We start from the raw sequence: 22,627 nt of genomic DNA, 5'->3' as shown, positions 1-22,627 counted from the left end.
AACAAAATAGATGTGGCGTTGCAACTTATAAGATAAACTACATGAAAAATAGATGCTTCTAAAAAGATTGCATCATGATTGATCTTAAAGTTATATATGCATTTTTATATATATCGTTTACACATTTCTAGAATCAAAGAGGTGCCTCTACGAAATATTTATGGAAAAAGTTTCTGAAATAACATGGAAATTATCTTATTTTGTGCCGATAATTCAATAGTAAAGTTCTTTTATACTTTTCACCCTATAAATTGGCTATGGCACAAATTTACGTTCCTGCTCGTAAACCTAAGCTTTTCGCTTATTTGCTGCTTAAATGCACGCTGATCCTTTGCGCCGTAGTCAATGGCCAAGCGCAGGCTCCAACCATTACTTCTTTCTCGCCAATGTCTGGTAGGGTGGGAGATTTTGTTGAAATAATAGGTACTGGTTATAGTACAGCAAACAGAGTATACTTTGGCAGCGGTTCTACAACGGTTTTTGAAGTTCTTGATAATGGAACAAAGATTCGTGTGCAAGTACCCGTGACCTCTAACCCTGGTAGAGTTAGGGTGAACAATGCAAATGGTTATGTGCTCAGCAAAACTACAGAGATCTTCCAGATGCCATATGCACCTACGTTAAGCTCTATGTCTGCGAGTAGTGGAGTGCCAGGTGACGAGGTTACTTTTAATGGTACGAACCTATCGGAGGTTACCAGAGTTTATTTTGGAAGTGGAAATACAACAGCAGTAACAGTAGTAAATAGTACTCAAATAAAGGCAATTGTTCCTGCTACAGCTACTACTGCAAAACCAATATTGCAATCTAATGAGGGACGTGCATATAGTGCTGTAAATTTCGATATCATAGGAGCTCCAACTATTTCCTCATTTTCGCCAATTTCAGGTACAGTTGGGACAACTGTTACAATTAAAGGAACCAATCTCGACGGAGCAACCAGAGTTTATTTTGGGAGTGGTAGCACAACAGTGTTTACAATCCAAAATGGAGATATTATGGTGGAGGTTCCTCCTACAGCTACAACCGGTGCGGTAAGAGTACAAACAAATGGTGGCCAGGCTTCTAGATCAACATTCACAGTTGAGGGTGCCCCAATAGTTACAGGTATTTCTCCGGTGCAGGGTAATGCTGGTACAACACTTACAATAACAGGGCAAAATATTAAAGATGCATTCAGGGTATATGTAGGTGGTGGATCAACAACAGAAATTACTGTTATCAATGACAACACCATTAGCATCATTGTACCAGTTGGTGCATCAACAAGCACAGTTAGAGTTCAATCTAACAGTGGGCAGGGCAGCAGCACCGAGACGTTTGAAGTATTGTCTTCTCCTGTTATAGAAAGCTTTGCCCCAGCCAGTGGGCCTGTAAACACAGTAGTAACGATAACAGGACAAAATTTTATAAATGCAACTTCTGTTAGCTTTAGTGGTGGTTCGGTCACAAGTGCGAACTTTATAAGTAAGACAGATAACGAAATAAAAGTTGCTGTACCATCTACAGCATATTCCGGTGCTATCACTGTCATATCTACAATTGGCAGACACACGAGTAGCTTGTTGTTTAACGTAGAAGGCGCGCCGTTTATCAGCTCATTTACTCCGGAGTCAGGCGCGGCAGGTTCAGTAGTTACCATTTCCGGACAATCTTTACTAAATGCAACGCATATTTATGTCGGAAGCGGGTCTGTTTTAGCAAAGGATTTTATTTCAAAATCAGATAGTGAAATCAAAGTAAATGTGCCTACATTGGCATCTACAGGCTCCATCAGGGTAACTACAACTAATGGTCAGTTTACGACAGCGGGATTGTATACAGTTGAAACAGCACCTGTTATTAACTCTTTCTCTCCTTCGTCTGGGTATTTAGGATCTTCCTTAACTATAACAGGTCAAAACTTCACTGGAGCAACCAGGGTATACGTAGGCAGTGGCTCAATCACTTCTGGATTCACGGTAAGCCCTGATGGTACTACTATAACCCTAAACGTGCCAAGTAACGCAACGACAGGCACGCTTAGAGTTTGGACCAATGGCGGACAGGTAACAAGCACAGGTACGTATGTTCTGTTGCCTCCATCTATTGTATTTAATCCCAACCCGATTAGTTTTAGTAATGTGCCGGCAAATAGCAGCGAGGTGAAATCTTACCAATTAAGCGGAGAGGGTTTGGCAAACGGTACGCCTGTTTCATTAAATATTGCTGACCCAAGTACGCCATTTGAAATTTCAACATCACAAACCGGTACATTTAGCCGCACTATATCTGTTGGAGGTGTTGTAAATCATAAGCTAAACCCAACAACTATTTGGGTGAAGTATTCTCCTTTGACGCAAACTCCCGATGGTTCACCTCATACAGGGGCCATCGTGCATAGCCAGGGCTCTACCTCCAGAAGTTTACCAATTAACGCTACAGCTGCGGGCCCTATGCCAGTAGAGTTAGCATCCTTCACCGCTAAGACAAAAGGTGTAGACGTTATATTGGAGTGGAAAACAGCAAGTGAAGAAAATAACTCACACTTTGATATTGAAATGGCGATTGGTGTAATAACTTCTTTCAAAAAAGTTGCCACGGTTGCAAGTAAAGTGGGTAACAGTACAGTTACCACAAGCTACAAGCATCAGCAGTACCTGCCAAATCATGGCCAGACAGTATACTTCCGCTTAAAACAGGTAGACTTTGACGGGACCTCCAGTTATAGCAAGATTATAGCAGTGGAAACCTCGGGTAAACAAAGCAATGAACAGGCAACTGTAGTTCCAAACCCTGTTACCGATAAATCAAAATTAGTGATAGTGTCGGCCGGGGGTGAGAAAGCAAATATTCAGCTCAGCTCATTGACAGGTAAAAGCTTGTATAAAAAAGAATTGCAGCTGCGCGCAGGAAGCAATGAAGTTGAGTTGCCTGTACTGAGCAAGCTAGAAAGCGGTATGTACATTCTTACAATAGAAAAAAGCGGGGAAACGCAGCAGATAAAAGTTTTGAAGAAGTAAATAAAATATTGGATATGCAGAAAGAGCCGGCTAAACTTTGTTAGAGCCGGCTCTTTTGATTTATATACCCCTAATAGATAAGTGTGGCCCCGGCTGGCATTAGAGATAAACTACTGAAACATTGGTTTATTGCGGGGCATACTTTAATTTTGAGCGCATTAAAACAAAATCCAGAAATGTTAAGAGATACAGCGATATTTGACCTGATAGCCAAGGAGAAAGCCAGACAAACACATGGTATAGAATTGATAGCATCTGAAAACTTTGTTTCGGAGCAGGTGATGCAGGCTATGGGCAGCGTTATGACCAACAAGTATGCAGAGGGCCTGCCAGGAAAACGCTATTATGGTGGTTGTGAGGTGGTTGACCTGTCGGAGCAGCTGGCCATTGACCGTGCAAAAGAACTGTTTGGTGCTGAGTGGGTAAACGTACAGCCACACTCCGGGGCACAGGCAAATGCTGCGGTTATGCTTGCAGTATTGCAGCCAGGCGATAAGATATTAGGTTTCGACCTGTCGCATGGTGGCCACTTAACACATGGTTCGCCGGTAAACTTCTCTGGTAAGCTGTACCAGCCGTCTTTCTATGGCGTAGAGCAAGAAACCGGTTTGATTGACTTTGACAAAGTAGTTGACACAGCCCGTCGTGAGCGCCCTAAGCTGATAATCTGTGGTGCCTCTGCCTATAGCCGCGACTGGGATTACAAGAAGCTAAGAGCTGCTGCCGATGAAGTAGGCGCTTTACTTTTAGCCGATATCTCCCACCCGTCTGGCCTGATTGCAAGAGGCTTGCTGAACAACCCGTTTGAGCATTGCCACATAGTAACCACTACTACCCACAAAACTCTGCGCGGTCCTCGTGGCGGCATGATCATGATGGGTAAAGACTTTGAGAACCCGTTCGGGCTGAAAACACCAAAAGGCGAGACACGCATGATGTCGTCTGTGCTGGATGGTGCTGTTTTCCCGGGTACACAAGGTGGGCCGCTGGAGCATGTGATCGCGTCAAAAGCGGTGGCATACTTTGAGGCGCTTTCTGACGATTACCTTACTTACGTGAAGCAGGTGCAGCAAAACGCACAGGCTATGGCTAAGGCTTTTGTTGAACGAGGCTATAACATCATCTCTGGTGGCACCGACAACCACATGATGCTGATTGACCTGCGCTCTAAGGGTATAACAGGCAAGCTTGCTGAGAATACCCTGATTAAGGCAGACATTACCATCAACAAGAATATGGTGCCATTCGACGACAAGTCTCCTTTTGTAACTTCGGGGATGCGCGTAGGTACGGCAGCCATTACAACGCGTGGCTTAAAAGAAACCGACATGAGCCGCATTGTAGAACTGATAGATGCGGTATTGACCAACCATGACAACGACAGCAAGATCGGTGACGCGCGCAAGGAGATCAACAACTGGATGCAGGATTACCCGCTTTTCGCTTACTAAATTTAGAACAGGAGCCATAGTTTAATGGACCAGCCATACTTAGATGAGGAGCCACAGCACGAAATGTCCTTCGTGGATCACCTGGAAGAGCTGCGGTGGCATATCATCAGGGCATTAGCCTCAATTTTTATTTTCGGAACCATAGCCTTTCTGGCGAAGGGCTTTGTGTTCCACGATATCATACTTGCTCCTTCCCGCCCAGACTTTCTTAGTTATAGGGTTATGTGTGAGGTAGGAGAACGTATGGGATCGGATGTGCTATGCATCAAGGAAATGGGTTTTACCATACAAAGCAGGCAAATGAGCGGACAGTTCACGATGCACCTGCTTGTTTCGGCTATACTTGGCCTGGCAGCTGCATTCCCTTATGCTTTTTGGGAAATATGGCGTTTTGTTAAGCCTGGCCTATACGCACGAGAGCGTAAAAACTCCCAGGGAGCTGTTTTCTTTGTGTCCATTCTCTTTGCAATGGGCCTTCTGTTTGGCTACTACGTGGTATCCCCTATCTCCATTAACTTCTTAGCCGGATACCAGGTAGACCCAAGCATTGTAAATGAGTTTGACCTGTCTTCGTATATATCCACGTTAACGACCTTGTGCCTGGCGTGTGCCTTTATGTTTGAGATGCCAGTGATCGTATACTTCCTTACAAAGGCAGGCCTGATCACCTCTGAAACCATGAAGCTATACCGCAGGCATGCGTTTATAGTAATACTGATCGTAGGGGCTATTATTACGCCTCCGGATGTGATTAGCCAGCTTTTGATATCGATGCCGCTTATGCTCTTGTACGAGGCAAGTATAAGTATATCCAAATCAATAAGGGCTAAAGACCTGAAACGACTAAACGAAAACAATACACTGTAATGGCAAAAAAAATCGCAATTGGTGGAGACCACGCAGGCTATACTTATAAAAGTATGCTGAAGCAAGAGCTGGCTGAGCTTGGTTTCGAAAGCATAGACTTTGGACCTGACTCAGAAGCCTCTGTGGATTACCCGGACCATGTGCACCCACTTTCGAAAGCCGTAATCGCCGGCGACGCCGACCTGGGTATACTTATTTGTGGTAGCGGAAACGGCGTAGCCATGACGGCGAACAAATACCAGGAAATACGTGCGGCCCTATGCTGGACACCAGAGTTGGCCAGGCTTGCCCGCGAGCACAACGATGCCAACATTTTGTGTATTCCGGCTCGCTTTGTAAGCGAGGAAACAGCCAGGGAAATGGTGAAAGTATTTCTGGAGACAAAATTTGAGGGTGGTCGCCACCAGAACAGAGTAAATAAGATAGCTGCCTGTTAATGGCAGCTATTTTTATTTTAGCCTGTAGATGGCAGAATCAGGTGCAAGCCGCTCATACCTGCCAAAAACGGCAGGCAATTTATAGGTAAGCTCAGGCATCAGGTTATTCTCATCAACAAGGTACTCTGGTAGTTCCCGCTCAAAATTTCTGTAGATCTCATAAACGGCATAGTACTCGTTAAGGTCACCGAAGTGGCGCTGTGCCAACTCCCAGTTTAGGTAGGGGGTAACGGGCTTGTTAAGTATATAAAAGTCGAGGTTGCTGCCAAGCACCAGCACAGAAGTGTTTGTGATGCTTGTGTCTGTCTCTTCTGTGAGCAACAACGGAGATTCGTCCAGGGCCAGGTATTTATTGATTCCGAGCAAAGATCTGTAGCGCAGCATGCCAACCCCAGCCAGTGTGACCAGAAACAGCGTACTAAGCACCCATTTTTTCTGGTTAGAGGTAAACAGAAACTCGCTGAAATAGGCAATTGGCGGAAGGGCAAGTATAAAAGTGCCAACCGTTATTTCCTCACGGGTAAAGATGACCAGCAGACTTACCACCATCCATACCCACATCACCTGCTGAAACTTAACCTGGAACACAAGCCGCTGCGGCAGTGAGGTGGCACTCATGAATGAAAGTATGGCGATGATGGCTGGAATAGCCATTAGCTTTGCCACGTCGGCAGGAGGCCTTAAAAAAGCAACCTGCAGCTGCCATGGCCGGAACAGGTGCAACTCCAGGAAATCGCCAAGTGCCCCGTTATAAAAATAATAGGTCATCAGCACCGCGTACGGGAATGCAAAACCGCAAAGCATCAGCAGGAAACTACGGAATGTGTTTGATGCGAAAAGTATAACGGCAAAAGTACCCACCAAAAGAAACATCGCCAGCGGCAGGTAGCATAAAGCGGCCAGGCCAAGTATAAACCCTCCTACAAACAGCCTGTTATAATCAAATCCTTCCTTTGAAAGGGTTATGATGTAGGGCAGTGAAAGTATGATAAAAGTATTGCCAATGAGCAACGGTGTAAGCATGTTAAACTCGAAGGAAATGCTACCGAGCACCAGGTATAAAAGCGCAGGCAGGTAATTTTTGCTGGCAAAAACATTGTGCCTGTTAAAGGTAGCGTTCAAAAGCAGTGCCTGAAACAAGAGCAGCACCACGGCAGTGATTCTGTAAGCCAGAAAAGACCTCCCGGTCATCAGGTCGAGGAGCCAGTAAACCATGGCCGAAAGCGGCGCCATGTTATCATAAATGTCCCGGTACATGCTAAAGCCATCGGCCAAACGCTCCCCTATCAGCATAAAATGCAGCTCTGGAGCCGTAGGGGTTGTGCGTAACAAAATCAACGGCAACTGGATAGCAAGGTAGAGTATAACCAGCAGGATCAGTCGGGAAGGCAGTATGCTTCGGAAGTAACTAATCAAGGAAAGACAGAGTTAGAAGAAACTATAAACCTGGCCAACTCGAAATGAGTAAGGCGCTTTTGGGGTAAAAATGCGAAATTAATATGATATTTGCATCTTCGTATGGAAAGTAAAAGACAACAGAAATTTTCGCGCCTGATACAGAAAGAGCTGGCGGATATCTTTCAGCGTGAGGTGCCCCATCTTTTTGGCGGCGCTTATATATCGATCAGCATTGTGCGCGTGTCTCCGGACCTGGGCCTGGCGCGCGTATACTTAAGCGTGATGATGGCGCCTAACCCGCAAGAGGTGCTACTAGAAATAAGGCTGAATGCTAAGACCATCCGCCATCACCTGGCACAGCGCATAAAAAACCAGGTACGCATTATACCAGAGCTTAACTTCTACCTGGACGACAGTGCCGAGTACGCTGCCAACATGGATAAGCTTTTCTCCGGGCTTGAGATACCACCGGCACCTGAGGAAGACGAAGACGACGACATTTATACCAAATAAAAAGCAGCTGCTTTATTCTACCCTATGCAGTACGACCCTATAAAGCGTGTGCTTGGCAATGCCTTTAATAAAACACCCTTTCTTCGCCGCGTATTTTACAACTTATTAGACTTGTTGTTGCTGCGTACCTGGCACGTGCACAAAGAGCTGCGCGAGTGGGCTACAAATCGCAGAAACAAGGAGCAATATATTCTGGACGCCGGCTCAGGTTTTGGACAGTATACGTATTACCTGTCTGGCATGAGCAGCAAGTGGAGTGTGCTGGCTGTGGACGTGAAAGAAGAGCAAATATCAGACAGTAACTGCTTTATCAGGTCGATTGGCCGCCATAATGTGCTGTTTAAGATTGCAGACCTGGTAAAGTATAGAGAGCCAAACAGCTACGACCTTATACTTTCGGTGGATGTAATGGAGCATATCCTGGAAGATGTGGAGGTGTTTAAAAACTTCTATGCGTCGTTACGTTCTGGCGGTATGCTGGTAATTTCAACGCCATCGGACCAGGGCGGCTCTGATGTGCACGGAGAAGGCGAGCATTCGTTTATTGAAGAGCACGTGCGTGATGGCTACAACATTCAGGAAATACAGGACAAACTAAGGTCCGCAGGTTTTAGAAGAGTGGAAGCACGTTACTCTTACGGTAAACCGGGACAGATATCCTGGCGCCTTTCCATGAAGTACCCGCTGTTGATGCTTAACCTGTCAAAAATTTTCTTCCTGATACTGCCGTTCTACTACCTGGTAACCTTCCCGGTAAGTATGGTGCTAAACTGGATGGACGTGAACGGCAAGCATCCGTCAGGCACTGGCCTGATCGTAAAAGCCTGGAAATAATTTAATTGCTGATTGCTAAATTGTCTAATTGTTGATACCGAATAACTAATAACGATCAACGAATAACAAAACAAATGAACGTCCCTTTTCTGATAGCGAAGCGATATTTTTTCTCCAGGAAGAAGAGGAACATCATTAGTATTATCTCCAATATTGCCATGATCGGTGTGGCAGTGGGGTCTGCTGCCCTTATCATCGTGCTTTCGGTTTTCAACGGACTGGAAGACCTTATCCGTGAAATCTACTCCAGCTTTGACCCGGACCTGAAAATAACGGTTGTTGAGGGCAAATCTTTTGAAACTGACACGGAATTTATGAACCGTATCCGGCGTATGCCTGGCGTGGCGGTGGTGTCGGAGGTGATAGAGGACAATGCCCTGCTACGTTACAACGACCGGCAGATGGTGGTGAAAGTGAAAGGGGTTAGCGATAACTTTTTTCAGCAAAACGAGATAACTCAGTCGGTTGTGGAAGGCAGCAGCGAGCTGATCTACGACGATACCTACCATGCCCTGATAGGCCGAGGGGTGCAGTACCAGCTGTCCATCAGGCCAAGCAACCAGTTTGTTCCGCTGCAGTTTTTGTACCCGCGTAATGTAAAGTTTAACCCGCTCAACCCGGAAGGTTCGTTTAACAGCCTGAATATTACTCCCGGCGGTGTGTTCGCCATTGAGCGGCAATACGACGATGCCTATGTGTTTGTGCCTCTCAACTTTGCCGAAGAGTTGCTGGAGTATGGCCGTCGGCGCACAGCCCTTGAAATAAAAGTAGACCAAGGCTTTAAAATTGAGCAGGTGAAGCGTTCGCTGCAGGAGCTGTTAGGTGAAAAGTTTAAGGTGCAGAACAGCGATGAGCAGCACACCAGCCTGCTGCGTGCCGTTAAGGTTGAAAAGCTTTTCGTGTTCATTACCTTCGCATTTATACTTTTCATCGCCTCGCTCAATATCTTCTTCTCCCTTTCGATGCTCGTGATCGACAAGAAGAAAGACATAGCCATACTTGCCAGCATGGGCGCAACAGCAAACACCATCCGGAATATTTTTCTGCTGGAGGGGGCGCTGGTGGCTTTTATTGGCGCGGCGTACGGCCTTACCTTGGGCATGCTTATCTGTAACCTGCAGCAATCCTTTGGCCTGGTAAGCATGGGCATGGCTACCTCTGTGGTAGAGGCCTACCCGGTAAAGATGCAGATCGGTGACTTCGTTTTTACGGGACTTGCCATCATCATCATCACATTGCTGGTTTCTATCAGGCCGGCGCGCAGGGCAGCGGCTATGTCGGTTACAGAAAACCTGTAGCACCAAATCTCAGTCCCCCATCCCCTCTAAGTATAAACCCTTACTCCTACCTGTTCTATCCATGCACTTTTTGGAGCTGCATTGCTTAACTTTTGCATGGCTGATCTGTTAAAGCAAAACTTGGCCAAGCCACATGATCGGATGGTTAAGAAGGCCTTTTTTGGTAGGAAGTAAGCCAAGAAATGGTTAAATTTGAAGTCCTAAAATTGTCTTTGGCATGAAAGTCTATACCACTCAGCCTTTTCAGGTAATTTATTCTTTATTTGAACACGAGTACTTAGGTTACCTGTTTGAGTCGTTTGTGGTACAGATAAATTCCAAAGGACAGCTTACCCTGCAGCATCAGAACATCTCTGCTAAAAATGCTGAAGAATTTGCCTCACGCCTCGATGCTGATGACTTTAAACTGATACAGCTGATCGATCAGATACAGCAGGATGCGGTTTTAAAGCGCTTTGCTATCAAAAAGATGTCGCCTGCAGATTTTTTCCTGAAATCCTATGACCCCGAGAAAGGGGATAAAGCGCTGCAGGAGAATATCAGCCATTACATACAAGGCCGCATGGGCAAAATACTGGAGCTGCTGCGCCACGATAAGCAGACCTTTATCATGGGCAAAGACGGCGAGCCAACCTGGAAACGCATAAAGCTGGCACCTGAAAAAGCTTCGGTGCTGTTCCATTTTATGCGGAACGAAGACAATACGCATTACTTCCCAAGGATAAGGTATAAAGGCGAAAAGCTGGAGTTTCAGTATAAAAATGCGTCCCTTATCTGTTACGAGCCAGCCTGGCTGATGCTGAATGATGTGGTGTACAGCTTTGATGAGCCGATAGACGGGAAAAAGCTGCAGCCATTCCTGAATAAGAAGTTTATAGCCATCCCGCGCTCTATTGAGGAGAATTACTACCGCAAGTTTGTGGCCTCTTTGATGGAGTCGTTCAATGTGTTTGCCAAGGGCTTCGATATAAAGAACGAGAAGTATGAACCGAAGCCTTTCCTGACTTTTGCAGAGATCGCTGCTGGCGATACGACAAAAACAAACGGAAACGGTAACGCACAGGCAGACAAAGGAGCAGGCAAGATTGTCTTTAACCTGGCCTTTAAGTATGGCGAACACTTAGTGCAGGCACAGGAGGCTAAGCGCATCAGTGTAAACATGGAGAAGACTGCCGACTCTTACATCTTCCATAAACTGATACGTGACCTGAACCGCGAAAAGGAATATGCCAAAGAGCTTAACAAACGAAAGCTGGAGGTAAAGAACGGGCAGGCGGTGCTGGAGAAAAGCGAGGCCTTCTCGTGGCTGAACAATAGCCTGCAGGAGCTGGAGCAATTGGGCTTTGTGGTAGAGCAAGCAGTTAGAAGCGGCAAGAACTACTTTATTGGCGAGATAACGCTGGATGTGGGCATTACGGAGAAAAACGACTGGTTCGATATTTACGGCACAGTGCGCTTTGGAGAGTTTTCTATTCCCTTTATCAAGCTCAAAAACCACATCCTTACCAAAAACAACGAGTTTGTGTTGCCTAACGGGCAGATAGCGGTGATACCGGAAGAGTGGTTTACGCAGTACATTGAGTTGTTTGCCTTTTCGGAGGGAGAGGACCAGCTAACGCTTAAAAAGCACCACATGGCGCTGGTAAACGACCTGCAGAACGGAAATCTTGCTACCGTAACCATGAGCCGTAAGCTGGAAAAGCTGCGCGAGTTCGAAACCATCGAAGATCAGCCGCTGCCGGCTGGTTTTATGGGTGAACTCCGGCCTTACCAGAAGGCAGGCTACAACTGGCTGCACTTTGTGCAAAACTATAAATTTGGCGGTTGCCTTGCCGATGACATGGGCCTTGGAAAGACCGTGCAAACGCTGGCCATGCTGCAACATCGCAAAGAGAACGGCGCAGAAACGGCATCGCTGCTGGTAATGCCAACCTCACTGGTGTACAACTGGATGAACGAGGCCATGAAGTTTACTCCGAACCTGCGCATACTTAACTACACGGGCACCTACCGCGACAAGAATGTAGAGCAGTTTCAGGAGTATGACGTTGTACTTACCTCGTATGGCATTGTGCGCCTGGATGCCGAGTTGCTAAAATCATACTACTTCGATTATATCATACTGGACGAGTCGCAGGCGATCAAGAACCCGGATTCCAATACCTCGCGTTCAGTTAGAGAGTTAAAGTCGAGGCACAGGCTTATACTTACCGGCACACCAGTGGAGAACAGCACCATGGACCTGTGGTCGCAGATGTCGTTCATAAACCCGGGTTTGTTGGGTAACCAGCACTTCTTCCGTAACGAGTTTCTGAAACCGATAGAAAAGGACAAGGACGAGCAGAAGACACGCAAGCTGCACTCTTTAATAAAGCCGTTTATACTTCGCAGGCATAAATCGCAGGTGGCTAAAGAGCTGCCTGAGAAGATAGAGCACACTACTTTCTGTAAAATGACAGAGGAGCAGGAGCATGCTTACGAAGAAACAAAATCATACTACCGCAATAAGATCCTGAAGAACCTGGAGGAGCATGGGCCAGGCAACACGCAATTCATGTTATTGCAGGGCCTTACCAAGCTCCGCCAGATAGCCAACCACCCGCTCATGACGGATGCCGGCTACGAGGGCGAGTCGGGTAAGTTGAAGGAAGTGCTCCGCATGACAAAGAGCATTGTAGCCAAGGGGCATAAAGTGCTTATCTTCAGTCAGTTTGTGAAGCATTTGGAGATCATCCGTAAATCTCTGGATGAGAAAGAGATTGCCTATACTTACCTGGATGGCAATACCAAAAACCGACAGGCACAGGTAGAGCGTTTTCAGACAGACGAAAGTATACAGGTTTTCCTGATATCCCTGAAAGCTGGTGGCGTAGGCCTGAACCTGACGGCTGCCGACTATGTATTTATACTTGACCCTTGGTGGAACCCGGCAGTTGAGGCACAAGCCGTGGATAGGGCACACCGCATCGGGCAACAAAACAAGGTGTTTACCTATAAGTTTATCACCAAGGATACTGTGGAGGAGAAGATACTAGCCCTGCAGAACCGTAAGATCCAGCTGGTAACCGACCTCATCAGTACCGACGAAACTATCATCAAGAGCCTGACCAAGGAGGATATTGATAATTTGTTAAGTTAAATTGTTGAATGGCTGAATTGTTAAATTGTTGTTCAGCATAAAGTATACGAAGCCGCTGCATTTATACTTGCAGCGGCTTTGATTATTATTGTAAGTATAACTTTAGCATCCAGGGGAGGTTATAAATTACAGAAGAGCCTGTAATATGCATAAGTCATATGAGAATGTACTTAAGCTGAATTCAACAATTAAACCATTAACAATTTAGCAATTAAATCATGAAGCTCCACCTTAAAACAGCCGTAGCCCAGGATTACCTGAAGGTGTTTCATGCCTTTGATGAGAAGCTGTTCAGGAAACTGTCACCTCCCTATCCAAAGCTAAAGCTTATCAGGTTCGATGGTTCTGAACCCGGCGATGTGGTGGAGGTAGAACTGCAGACGGGGTTCAAAAATTTTCGTTGGACCAGCCTGATAACCGATAGAAGTATAACGGCTACCGAGGCATACTTTGTAGACCAGGGGCAGGAACTGCCTCCCCCACTACGGCAGTGGCACCACAAACATTTGGTAACTAAAAACGGCAGCGGGGCCATTATCCACGACATCATCACGTACAGCACTGGCAACAAATTGTTGGACCTGCTTTTGTACCCGCTGATGAGGCTGCAATTCGGCATGCGAAAGCCGGTGTACAGAAAAGAATTCGGCAAAGTATAAAATGCCACAAAACCTTTAGCCCTGTCAGGCAGTTACAGCACAAAGTATAAACTTGCGTACATTTATACCATGACAAAGGCTGCAATTATTGGTGCTGGTATCGGGGGCATTGCCACTGCGGTAAGGCTGGCCGTAAAAGGCTATGAGGTAACCGTATTTGAGGCCAACAATACTTTTGGCGGAAAAATGCAGGAGTTTTGGCTGGGCAAGTATAGATTCGATGCAGGGCCGTCGCTGTTTACGCTGCCACACCTGGTAGATGAACTCTTTACTCTGGCAGGCCGCAACCCGTCCGATTATTTTACCTACAACCGCCTCGACCCTATAACGCACTACTTCTGGCCCGATGGCAGCCATGTAAAAGCCTTTGCAGACGCCGTAAAGTTTGCCGATGAAGTATACCAGCAGCTGGGAGTGCCAAAGCAGGCGGTGCTAAAGGCTTTGGCTAAAAGCGCACGCCTTTACAAAGGTACCGCCGATACGTTTCTGCACAAGTCGCTGCACCAGTTGGGTACTTACCTGAGCCCGGATGTGCTAAAAGCCTTGGGCTGTCTCACCGACCTTGGCCTGACCACCACCATGCACCAGGAAAATGCAAGCCAGTTCTCTGACCCAAGGTTTGTGCAGTTGCTGGACCGGTTTGCCACCTACAACGGCTCCGACCCATACCAGGCACCTGGCACCCTCAATATTATTCCGCATCTGGAGCATAACATAGGTGCTTTTTACCCGGATGGCGGTATCTATGCCATTGCAGCAAGCCTCGTTAAATTGGCAGAAGAGCTGGGTGTGGAATTCAGATACAATGAGCCGGTAAGGCAGATTATCACCTCAGGCAAAAAAGTAGAGGGTTTGGAAACTGACAGTGGCAAGTATAAAGCCGACCTTGTAGTAAGCAACATGGACATTGTGCCCACCTACCGCAAGCTACTGCCTGACCAAAAAGCACCGGAGAAGACACTGCAACAGCCACGCTCCAGTTCAGCACTTATCTTCTACTGGGGAATAAAGCGTGCCTTTCCACAGCTGCATGTGCACAACATCTTCTTCAGCCAGGATTATAAAACAGAGTTTGAGCATATCTTTAAGTATAAAAATATCAGCCCCGACCCGACTGTGTACGTGAACATCACATCAAAAGCCGACCCACAGGATGCCCCTGCAGGCTGTGAGAACTGGTTTGTGATGGTAAATGTGCCGCATAACGAGGGGCAGAACTGGCAGGAGCTGACCAAAACCACCAGGCAGGCCGTACTACAAAAGCTAAGTAAGATGCTGGACACAGACGTTGCCTCGCTGATAGAGGAAGAACAGGTGCTAGACCCGCTCCTGATCGAAAGCAAAACCTCATCGTATGGCGGTGCCTTGTACGGCAGCAGTTCCAATAACCGGATGGCGGCTTTTTTAAGGCATCCAAACTTTAGTAATAAATTAAAAGGGCTATACTTTTGTGGGGGCAGTGTGCACCCTGGTGGCGGCATTCCGCTTTGTTTACTATCCGCTAAAATTGTTGCGGACCTGGCCCCCGTTCCAAATAGTGTAACATTACCTAAACATGCTTAAAACAATTTATTCTGAGCCAGAGATTATTAGCGGCAAGTATAAAAAGTATGCGCTGGGGCTGGCTGTTTTTGTGCTGGTTGTGTTCCATGCGGTTGGCTTTTGGGGGCTGCTGTTTAGCGGTAATTCGGAATACTTTCAGCGGCTAACCCCCATGAACCTGCTGCTCACCAATGCATTGCTGTTTGCCTTCCATAAAAGCTGGAACAAGGCGTTTATACTTTTTGGGGTGCTGGTGTATGTAGTGGGTTTCTTTTCGGAGGTGGTAGGGGTGCATACAGGCTTAATGTTTGGCGACTATACTTATGGGCAGGCGCTAGGGACTAAGTTGTGGGAGGTACCATTGCTGATTGGCTTAAACTGGCTGATGCTGGTGTATGTTACAGGCCATATCAGCAACTACACAGGCTGGCATTGGTTGGCAAAAGCCATACTTGGAGCTGCCCTTATGGTGCTGCTCGATGTTTTTATCGAGCCTGTTGCAGTGGCGTTTGATTTCTGGAGCTGGAATGGAGCCGATATCCCTTTGTCCAATTACCTTGGCTGGTTTGCAGTTGCGTTTATACTTCAGGTATACTTTCAGAAAGCCGGCTTTACCAGGCACAACCGGATGGCCCTATTCGTTTATGTTGTGCAGCTGCTTTTTTTCATGGGGCTTTATATACTACTTAGTTAAATGTTTTTGCATCAAGTTTTAGGTGTGTAAACCTCAAATGAATTAACTTGCACAGTTAAACACCTGGCTTAATTTTTCAGTTGGTTATACTTTAAAAGCTAAATAAATATATACATAGATGACATTTCTGGAAACAATTCTAGAGGAGCTGCTACAGATATTCAGACGGGAAGGCATAAATGCCAATTCAGATGCTGAGCTCATCCGGAAACTAGATATAAGGGCTACTACCTTTCACGAACTATTTGCCAACCGGGATGATATGGTAATACAGGTCGTATACTATGACATTAAACAGCAGAAGCTGGAGCAGGCGAAGCTACTGGAAAAAGCCACTAACCCGGTAGAGGAGATCATGATGCTGCTTGTAGATGGTATTGAAAAGATGAAGCAGATCAATCCTGTATACATTACCGACCTGCAGCAATTCCCGGAGGCATGGCAGGCAAGCATCGAACACGTAACCAGCAATAACCAGATCGTAAACGCTGAGATCCTGAACCGTGGCATTCTGGAAGGGTACTTCCGCAAGGACCTCAACCTACAACTGGTTACTAAAATTATACTGGAGCAGTTCTTTATGCTGATCAATCCTGTTGTGTTTCCGCCACACAAGTATAGCCTGTCTGAGGTTTTCAGGAGCATATACTTTTACTACATACGGGGCATCTGTACAGAGGCAGGTGGCAAGCAGGCAGAAGAGTTCTTTGCAAAAAAGAATGTATAAATAAAAGCGCAGCGGCCTGAGGGTGTACTCAGGCCGCTGCGCTTTTTACAGTAATGCTGTGCTTAGTTTATCGAAACACGCACCTTTTTGGTGTACTCCCGGAGTGCAGTCTTAAAGTCAGCTTCGCTGTCGTTCATGTAGTTGATGATCCAGATGGCAGCGTAAACGTGGGTTAGCTGTTCTCCCTCGTCGCTTCCCTCAACTTCTATCGCCAAGGGCTGTTCCTCCATCAGCGCTTCCTCGGCAGCGGTAAGTTCTTCCAGCGAGTAAGTCTCGATTAGCTTTTTGATAGCAGGTATTTTCATATACTTGTTAAGCGTCTAATTTATGGATAAGTGAAAGCACGGCTTCCTCTTTAGAGGCTGCCACCGAGTCAACGAGTTGCCCGTCCTTAAACACGGCAAAAAATGGCAGGTTGGTAACGTTTGCCAGTTTGCGCGCCTCAGGGCTTGTTTCAGCGTTCACGTCCACAAAGGCAATGTTGGCAAAATTCTCATCATCAGACATGCGCTTGAACTTAGGGGAGAACAGGCGGCAACTTCCACACCAGTCGGCGTAGTATTTCACCACTACTTTTTTATTGGAGTTCAGTACTTCCTTAAAGTCGCTGTCAGATGCAAGTATAACGGCCATAGTTTTTCTTATTTTAAATTATGTAAGTCTTCTTTGTTGCTATTAATTTACTAGTGTCAAAAGTAAAAGTTTCAGCTGACAAAGCCGTAGTAGATTGGATAGATTTAATTTATCGGATGATAGATTTTGTTTATGATGCAAGTGAAACGGATTATGCCAAAACTGTATTTAAGCAGAAACTAAAGCAGAGCCTTTAAAGTTATAGCATAGAACATAGCAGGGCTGCAGAATTATACCTAAAGGCAAACACAGAGTAATATACTTACAGCCAATTTAGTATCTTTGCAGCCTATAACCAGACAAAACCCATGTTAGATAAGTTAGAAGCCATCAATCAGCGATTTGAAGAAGTAAGCCAGTTGCTTATACAGCCTGATGTGGCCAGCGACATGAAGAAGTTCAAGGCGCTTAACAAAGAGTACAAAGACCTTGACAAGATAGTAGTAGAATACAAGAAGTACCTCAACATCCTGAGCAATATTGATAACGCCAAGCAGGTAATCGCCACTGAGAAAGATGAGGATTTCCGTGAAATGGCGAAAGAGGAGCTGGATGAGTTACTGCCGCAGCGTGAGGAGATGGAGGCAAACCTTAAAGAGTTGCTTATCCCGAAAGACCCGAACGACAGCAAAGACATCATCATGGAAATCCGTGCCGGTGCCGGTGGCGACGAAGCCTCTATTTTTGCCGGTGACCTGTTCCGTATGTATAGCCGCTTTGCTGAAAAGCAGGGCTGGAAAATGGAACTGATGGATGCCACAGAAGGTACTTCTGGTGGCTATAAAGAGATTATTGTGGGCATTACCGGCGAGGACGTGTATGGTAAGCTTAAGTTTGAGTCGGGTGTACACCGCGTGCAGCGTGTGCCAGCCACCGAAACGCAGGGCCGTATCCATACTTCAGTGGCATCGGTGGTAGTGTTGCCAGAGGCTGAGGAGTTTGACGTGGAAATCGACATGAACGATATCCGTAAAGACCTTTTCTGTTCTTCCGGACCAGGTGGCCAGTCGGTTAACACTACTTACTCTGCTGTGCGCTTAACGCACATACCTACAGGTATTGTGGCGCAGTGCCAGGACCAGAAATCGCAGCTTAAGAACTTCGACAAGGCATTGGCGGTACTTCGCTCCCGTATCTTTGAGGTAGAGCTTGCCAAGAAGAACGAAGCCGAAGGTGCGCAGCGTAAGAGCATGGTAGGCGGCGGCGACCGCTCAGATAAGATCCGTACTTACAACTATCCGCAAGGCCGTGTTACCGATCACCGTATTGGGTATACTGTGTACAACCTGCCAAATGTGATGGATGGCGGTATCGATGACTTTGTTGAAGAGCTACGTATCGCGGAAAATGCCGAAAGGTTGAAAGAAGGCGCTGCAGCAGAATAAGCAAAACCAGATCAAGATAAAGCAAAGGAATGTAGTAAGGCAAGTATGGCTGCGCTGCATTCCTTTTCTGTTTTAGGCTGAATTGTTAAATTGCTTAACTGTTAAATTGCGAATAGCTGTATCTTTAGCTTATACCCAAAGTATACCATCTTTTAAGCTACAACAGCATTAAAATAACTTATTCTGATTGTCGTTCAAAAACAGGTGTACACGATAAACCACTTATTAATGTAACGCAAACAGTCATACATACTCCCGAATAACCAATAACGATCAACAAATAACAACACTTGAGATACCTGCTCGCCATACTGCCCCTGCTCCTGCTGCTCTCCATGATCAGTTGCGAGCCAAAGGACGAGGTGTTCACCACAGACCCAAGTGCTGTGCTGGCATTCTCCGGCGATACCGTGCTGTTTGATACGGTTTTTGTAAGCAGAGGAAGTATAACCAAGCGCCTGAAAGTATACAACCCCAATAAAAAAGCGGTTAAGATAAGCGAGATTGCTTTAGCCGGTGCGGGAGCTTCTCCATATCAGCTTACCGTAAATGGGGTGCAGAGCCCACTGGTAAATAACCTGGAGTTGCGCGGAGGCGATAGCATCTATGTGCTTGTGAAGGTCAATATCAACCCCACCGATGTTAACCTCCCCTTTCTGGTGGCCGACTCCATACTTTTCAGGACAAACGGGCAATGGCAAAACGTAAAGCTGGTGGCGTATGGGCAAAATGCCTATTTCCATCGAAAGGAAAGCACTGGCACTACTACCTGGCTCAACGATAAACCCCATGTGCTGCTGGATACGGTACTGGTGCAAGAGGGCGCCACACTAACCCTGGAGAAAGGCACCAAAGTATACGGCAGCAACAAATCGGTGCTGCTGGTGAATGGGCAGCTGCTGTCGGACGGCACACCGGAAGAACGGGTAACATTCAGTGGCTACCGCCGGGAACCGGAGTACCTGACAGCGCCGGGCCAGTGGGAAGGCATACGCATACTTACCAAAAGCGCCAACAACACCCTGAAGTATACAGACATCAGAAACGCACTTTACGGCCTGCGCATAGGCAACCCCGGCATGGCTGGCACTTTGGTGGAAGGCTGTGCCATACAATATGCTTTTCTGGATGGGATCGTGGCCTTTACCTCTGATGTCAAAGTAATCAACACACTTATCCATAACTGTGGACAATATGGTTTTGGGGGCTTGGGTGGCGGCAAGTATGAGGTGCTGTACTCTACCATCGTGAGTTACAACAACCGGCTGCTTCGCGAAACACCCCTGTTCGTGGTTGCCGATTTTATACCGGGTACCAATATCAAAAACCAGCCAACTTCGCTTAAGCTTGTAAACTCCATCGTATACTCTGATAATTTCAGTGCCATTGACGAGGTGTTTATATCCCCCTTGTCTGAAGCCATGGACATTAGCAACAACCTGCTTCGGACTGATGTTTACAAAGCTGTTTTGAATAGCAACGGCAATAAGCTGAATGTGATCCCGAAGTTTAAGGCACCTGACAAAGCCAACTTTACTTTGGACACTTTATCGCCTGCAAGTAGTGCCGCCAGGTTTCTGCCAACTGTGCTTACCGACCTTAAAGGTAAAACCCGCAGTACCACCAAATCCGATGCCGGCGCTTTTGAGAGGCTTATTGACTAGAACAATTTTGAATGTGTGATTGAGTGGATGAGTGAATGTATAGTTGTTCGTTATTAGTTATTTGTTGTTAGGTGATCATTTAAAAGAAGGAAGTCTGATACTACTACACTGTTTGTCTAAAAAGCATAAAACCATTCACACATTCGCTCATCCACTCATTGTTAAAATATGTGGTTTCAGAAAGAGATAAGATTGCCAGCCGTTAAGCGTGGCTTCCACTTAGTTACCGATTTGATTGTAGCGCAGCTGCCAGAGTTGGAGGATATTAGGGTAGGGCTTGCGCATATTTTTATCAAGCATACTTCGGCTAGCCTGGCCATAAACGAGGATGCTGACCCAACTGTACGGCAGGATTTTGAGAGCCATTTTAATCACATGGTGCCGGAGAATCAATCCTACTACCGCCATACTTTAGAAGGCCCGGACGACATGCCAGCACATCTAAAGGCTGCCATACTTGGCTCTTCGGTTACAGTACCCATTACCAACGGAGAATTTAACCTGGGCACCTGGCAAGGGATTTACCTTTGCGAACACCGGAACCACGCCTCTAAGAGAACCATTGTCGTAACGCTGCAGGGAGAGTGAAGTGAGCTGTAGTTATTGGTTATTAGTTGGTAGTTGTTGGTTATTAGGGTTTATGAGTGGCATATAAATTACACTTTTGGAGTCTTCCCCAACAACCAATAACCAACAACCAGCAACCAACATACTTACTTTAAGAAGGCACTGGCTATTATACTTGCTGGTGATAACACGCAGCAAGGGCAGGCAGTATGGCCTTTAATAAACTCTAAACAGGCTCAAGATTTCTCTCCAACAACTAATAACTAACAACCAACATACTTACTTTACCACGCTTACCCTCCTGATCGTAGTGCCGTTGCTGCTGGTAATGCGCAGGAAATATACCCCTGCCGGAAGGGTGCGCACGTCGAGGCGTATTTGCCTGTTCTGGGCTTCTGTAGTAAGCACCATCTGGCCAAGCTGGTTGAGTATTTGCACCTGGCGCACAAGCACACGGGCAGGTTGCTCAATTATAATAAACCCATTGCTAGGGTTAGGGTATACTACCAGGTTGTCTACGGTTACGTGTATGTAAGCCTCTTTTTCCTCTGTACTGGTCAGGCCGCCAGTTGATACCGTAAGCTTTACTTTATACTTGCCCGGCCTTGGATAGCTTACTTTAGGGTTCTCCTCTGCAGAAGTGGATGGAAAGGCTCCATCAAACTCCCATAAGTATGTTGCAGGCTTGACCCCTGCCGAAGCATCCCGGAACTGCACCGAGTTCCCTGCCACAATAAGGGTATCGCCGTCTAAGTTAGTGCTGAAGTCGGCCCGGATGGCAAAAGAGCAGGCAAGTGATTTAAGGATACCCGCCCTGGAAGTATTTAGAACCGTGCGCATGTATGCACCCTGCCCTTGCGTGAAAAGGCTCATACAGGCATCGTCTGTGTAATCCATGTAGTTTTGGTACATATCGCCGTATGGTGCATCATTGCAGGAGATAACAACACCGGAAGGGCAACTGTAGTTTTCCCCGAATTGGTTCGGCGTGTCTGCAATGCCATCATCATCGTCGCAGGTGGCGCCTTTTCCCCAGATGTGTCGCAGCCCCAGCCAATGGCCAACCTCGTGTGTGCCTGTGCGACCTAAGTTAAAAGGCGTGCTGAATGTATTGTGTGGCTTTGCCCCAACGGTAGTATAATCAAGTACAACACCATCTATAGCTGCAGGTGCGCCAGGCGGTGTGGCATACCCGATTACCATATCGCCGAGGTTGCAGATCCAGATATTCAGGTATTGGTCTCTGTCCCAGGCATCATGCCCACCTTTGCTGGTAAATTTTACATCATCGTTAAAGTTGCTGAAAGAACTGCGGGTTGTGAGTGTGCGGGTAATACCGTTCGTTACCTCGCCGTTCGGGTCTAAAGTAGCCAGGCAAAACTCCAGTTCGGTGTCAGCGGCAAAGGGCAGGAAGTATGAAGGCGTATTGGCCGCATCACTGTTCTTTCTTCTGAAGTCAGCGTTTAAAACGGCAAGCTGCGAGAGCACCTGCTCATCTGAAATGTTTTGTGTGGCATTGCTGTACACCACATGGAAAACCACCGGAATGGACATGGTGCTAGCCTGGCGTAGGTACTGTGCATTACTTTGCTGCTGTAGGGCCTGCTGCACGGCTTGCTCTGCCTGCTGGTATTGCTGCTTAAACCCGGGATACTTTTGCTCCAGCGCCTGCACATACCCATCGGTGCCACAGTTGCGCTGCACGGGCATGTTTTGTGCTACTACAGGCAAAGTAAAGTATAACAGCAGTGGTATTAAAAGTAGAAGTATGCGCATGGGCAAGCCGCAGTATAAATGGCGGTATATTAGCAGTTTAT

19 protein-coding genes are annotated in these 22,627 nt (G+C 46.6%); 15 read left to right on the top strand and 4 right to left on the bottom strand.

Going from position 1 to position 22,627, the window contains the following annotated elements; all coding sequences use genetic code 11:
* Positions 1-257 precede the first annotated feature (257 nt).
* The 4 genes from AC4BAP_RS00925 to rpiB all read left to right on the top strand — a co-directional run bounded on the left by AC4BAP_RS00925 (position 258) and on the right by rpiB (position 5,757).
* A complete protein-coding gene (locus AC4BAP_RS00925; RefSeq protein WP_490580731.1) occupies positions 258-3,002 on the top strand; it encodes an IPT/TIG domain-containing protein in 2,745 nt (914 codons plus the stop codon).
* Between the two features lie 176 nt (positions 3,003-3,178).
* Entirely contained in the window at positions 3,179-4,453 is a 1,275-nt protein-coding gene (gene glyA, locus AC4BAP_RS00920; RefSeq protein ID WP_490580730.1) for a serine hydroxymethyltransferase, read from the top strand.
* Between the two features lie 24 nt (positions 4,454-4,477).
* Positions 4,478-5,320: a twin-arginine translocase subunit TatC gene (tatC, locus tag AC4BAP_RS00915; RefSeq protein WP_490580729.1), complete on the top strand. Its 843-nt coding sequence runs from the start codon at positions 4,478-4,480 to the stop codon at positions 5,318-5,320.
* Positions 5,320-5,757: a ribose 5-phosphate isomerase B gene (gene rpiB, locus AC4BAP_RS00910; RefSeq protein WP_490580728.1), complete on the top strand. Its 438-nt coding sequence runs from the start codon at positions 5,320-5,322 to the stop codon at positions 5,755-5,757. Before tatC ends, rpiB begins: the two co-directional genes overlap by 1 nt.
* A 12-nt stretch (positions 5,758-5,769) precedes the next feature.
* On the opposite strand, the gene AC4BAP_RS00905 is transcribed toward rpiB, so the two are convergent.
* On the bottom strand, positions 5,770-7,173 hold the full coding sequence (locus AC4BAP_RS00905) for a hypothetical protein (RefSeq protein WP_490580727.1): 1,404 nt from the start codon (positions 7,171-7,173) through the stop codon (positions 5,770-5,772).
* Positions 7,174-7,275: 102 nt separating this feature from the next.
* Between AC4BAP_RS00905 and rbfA the strand changes: the two genes are divergently transcribed.
* From rbfA to AC4BAP_RS00865, 8 genes are all read left to right on the top strand, one after another.
* The gene (gene rbfA / locus AC4BAP_RS00900) at positions 7,276-7,668 is read left to right on the top strand and encodes a 30S ribosome-binding factor RbfA (RefSeq protein ID WP_490580726.1); all 393 of its coding nucleotides are present in this window, start codon (positions 7,276-7,278) and stop codon (positions 7,666-7,668) included.
* Positions 7,669-7,692: 24 nt separating this feature from the next.
* Positions 7,693-8,502, top strand: a complete 810-nt coding sequence (locus AC4BAP_RS00895) for a class I SAM-dependent methyltransferase (RefSeq protein WP_490580725.1) — start codon at positions 7,693-7,695, stop codon at positions 8,500-8,502.
* A gap of 74 nt (positions 8,503-8,576) precedes the next feature.
* On the top strand, positions 8,577-9,800 hold the full coding sequence (locus tag AC4BAP_RS00890) for an ABC transporter permease (RefSeq protein ID WP_490580724.1): 1,224 nt from the start codon (positions 8,577-8,579) through the stop codon (positions 9,798-9,800).
* A gap of 217 nt (positions 9,801-10,017) precedes the next feature.
* On the top strand, positions 10,018-12,939 hold the full coding sequence (locus tag AC4BAP_RS00885) for a DEAD/DEAH box helicase (protein WP_490580723.1): 2,922 nt from the start codon (positions 10,018-10,020) through the stop codon (positions 12,937-12,939).
* Positions 12,940-13,157: 218 nt separating this feature from the next.
* On the top strand, positions 13,158-13,598 hold the full coding sequence (locus AC4BAP_RS00880; RefSeq protein WP_490580722.1) for an SRPBCC family protein: 441 nt from the start codon (positions 13,158-13,160) through the stop codon (positions 13,596-13,598).
* A 69-nt stretch (positions 13,599-13,667) separates the two neighbouring features.
* Positions 13,668-15,161: a 1-hydroxycarotenoid 3,4-desaturase CrtD gene (crtD, locus tag AC4BAP_RS00875; RefSeq protein WP_490580721.1), complete on the top strand. Its 1,494-nt coding sequence runs from the start codon at positions 13,668-13,670 to the stop codon at positions 15,159-15,161.
* The gene (locus tag AC4BAP_RS00870; RefSeq protein WP_490580720.1) at positions 15,154-15,834 is read left to right on the top strand and encodes a carotenoid biosynthesis protein; all 681 of its coding nucleotides are present in this window, start codon (positions 15,154-15,156) and stop codon (positions 15,832-15,834) included. Before crtD ends, AC4BAP_RS00870 begins: the two co-directional genes overlap by 8 nt.
* A 118-nt stretch (positions 15,835-15,952) precedes the next feature.
* On the top strand, positions 15,953-16,561 hold the full coding sequence (locus AC4BAP_RS00865) for a TetR/AcrR family transcriptional regulator (protein ID WP_490580719.1): 609 nt from the start codon (positions 15,953-15,955) through the stop codon (positions 16,559-16,561).
* A 62-nt stretch (positions 16,562-16,623) separates the two neighbouring features.
* Here the strand turns inward: AC4BAP_RS00865 and AC4BAP_RS00860 are convergent, their stop codons facing one another.
* Positions 16,624-16,866 carry a DUF6952 family protein gene (locus AC4BAP_RS00860; RefSeq protein WP_490580718.1) on the bottom strand — a complete coding sequence of 81 codons (243 nt, stop codon included), beginning with the start codon at positions 16,864-16,866 and terminating at the stop codon, positions 16,624-16,626.
* Positions 16,867-16,873: 7 nt separating this feature from the next.
* Positions 16,874-17,194, bottom strand: coding sequence for a thioredoxin family protein (locus AC4BAP_RS00855; RefSeq protein WP_490580717.1), 321 nt, complete (start codon positions 17,192-17,194; stop codon positions 16,874-16,876).
* A gap of 308 nt (positions 17,195-17,502) precedes the next feature.
* On the opposite strand from AC4BAP_RS00855, the gene prfA reads away from it, so the two are divergent.
* The 3 genes from prfA to AC4BAP_RS00840 all read left to right on the top strand — a co-directional run bounded on the left by prfA (position 17,503) and on the right by AC4BAP_RS00840 (position 20,831).
* Positions 17,503-18,579: a peptide chain release factor 1 gene (gene prfA / locus AC4BAP_RS00850; protein WP_490580716.1), complete on the top strand. Its 1,077-nt coding sequence runs from the start codon at positions 17,503-17,505 to the stop codon at positions 18,577-18,579.
* Positions 18,580-18,869: 290 nt separating this feature from the next.
* Complete coding sequence (locus AC4BAP_RS00845) at positions 18,870-20,243, top strand: hypothetical protein (RefSeq protein ID WP_490580715.1); 1,374 nt, start codon at positions 18,870-18,872, stop codon at positions 20,241-20,243.
* A 168-nt stretch (positions 20,244-20,411) separates the two neighbouring features.
* On the top strand, positions 20,412-20,831 hold the full coding sequence (locus AC4BAP_RS00840) for a secondary thiamine-phosphate synthase enzyme YjbQ (RefSeq protein ID WP_490580714.1): 420 nt from the start codon (positions 20,412-20,414) through the stop codon (positions 20,829-20,831).
* Between the two features lie 258 nt (positions 20,832-21,089).
* Here AC4BAP_RS00840 and AC4BAP_RS00835 read toward each other — a convergent pair whose 3' ends face one another.
* On the bottom strand, positions 21,090-22,586 hold the full coding sequence (locus tag AC4BAP_RS00835) for a M43 family zinc metalloprotease (protein ID WP_490580713.1): 1,497 nt from the start codon (positions 22,584-22,586) through the stop codon (positions 21,090-21,092).
* Positions 22,587-22,627 lie beyond the last annotated feature (41 nt).

The organism is Pontibacter sp. GD7 (assembly GCF_058216375.1).
Note: the sequence above shows the minus strand (reverse complement) of the source record. Positions and strands in the feature narration are given on the sequence as shown.

What these genes read in the sequence shown, in the direction of transcription:
- AC4BAP_RS00925 (WP_490580731.1), top strand. Translation starts at nt 258, where the DNA reads ATGGCACAAATTTACGTTCCTGCTCGTAAACCTAAGCTTTTCGCTTAT.
- glyA (WP_490580730.1), top strand. Translation starts at nt 3,179, where the DNA reads ATGTTAAGAGATACAGCGATATTTGACCTGATAGCCAAGGAGAAAGCC.
- tatC (WP_490580729.1), top strand. Translation starts at nt 4,478, where the DNA reads ATGGACCAGCCATACTTAGATGAGGAGCCACAGCACGAAATGTCCTTC.
- rpiB (WP_490580728.1), top strand. Translation starts at nt 5,320, where the DNA reads ATGGCAAAAAAAATCGCAATTGGTGGAGACCACGCAGGCTATACTTAT.
- rbfA (WP_490580726.1), top strand. Translation starts at nt 7,276, where the DNA reads ATGGAAAGTAAAAGACAACAGAAATTTTCGCGCCTGATACAGAAAGAG.
- AC4BAP_RS00895 (WP_490580725.1), top strand. Translation starts at nt 7,693, where the DNA reads ATGCAGTACGACCCTATAAAGCGTGTGCTTGGCAATGCCTTTAATAAA.
- AC4BAP_RS00890 (WP_490580724.1), top strand. Translation starts at nt 8,577, where the DNA reads ATGAACGTCCCTTTTCTGATAGCGAAGCGATATTTTTTCTCCAGGAAG.
- AC4BAP_RS00885 (WP_490580723.1), top strand. Translation starts at nt 10,018, where the DNA reads ATGAAAGTCTATACCACTCAGCCTTTTCAGGTAATTTATTCTTTATTT.
- AC4BAP_RS00880 (WP_490580722.1), top strand. Translation starts at nt 13,158, where the DNA reads ATGAAGCTCCACCTTAAAACAGCCGTAGCCCAGGATTACCTGAAGGTG.
- crtD (WP_490580721.1), top strand. Translation starts at nt 13,668, where the DNA reads ATGACAAAGGCTGCAATTATTGGTGCTGGTATCGGGGGCATTGCCACT.
- AC4BAP_RS00870 (WP_490580720.1), top strand. Translation starts at nt 15,154, where the DNA reads ATGCTTAAAACAATTTATTCTGAGCCAGAGATTATTAGCGGCAAGTAT.
- AC4BAP_RS00865 (WP_490580719.1), top strand. Translation starts at nt 15,953, where the DNA reads ATGACATTTCTGGAAACAATTCTAGAGGAGCTGCTACAGATATTCAGA.
- AC4BAP_RS00860 (WP_490580718.1), bottom strand. Translation starts at nt 16,866, where the DNA reads ATGAAAATACCTGCTATCAAAAAGCTAATCGAGACTTACTCGCTGGAA.
- AC4BAP_RS00855 (WP_490580717.1), bottom strand. Translation starts at nt 17,194, where the DNA reads ATGGCCGTTATACTTGCATCTGACAGCGACTTTAAGGAAGTACTGAAC.
- prfA (WP_490580716.1), top strand. Translation starts at nt 17,503, where the DNA reads ATGTTAGATAAGTTAGAAGCCATCAATCAGCGATTTGAAGAAGTAAGC.
- AC4BAP_RS00840 (WP_490580714.1), top strand. Translation starts at nt 20,412, where the DNA reads ATGTGGTTTCAGAAAGAGATAAGATTGCCAGCCGTTAAGCGTGGCTTC.
- AC4BAP_RS00835 (WP_490580713.1), bottom strand. Translation starts at nt 22,586, where the DNA reads ATGCGCATACTTCTACTTTTAATACCACTGCTGTTATACTTTACTTTG.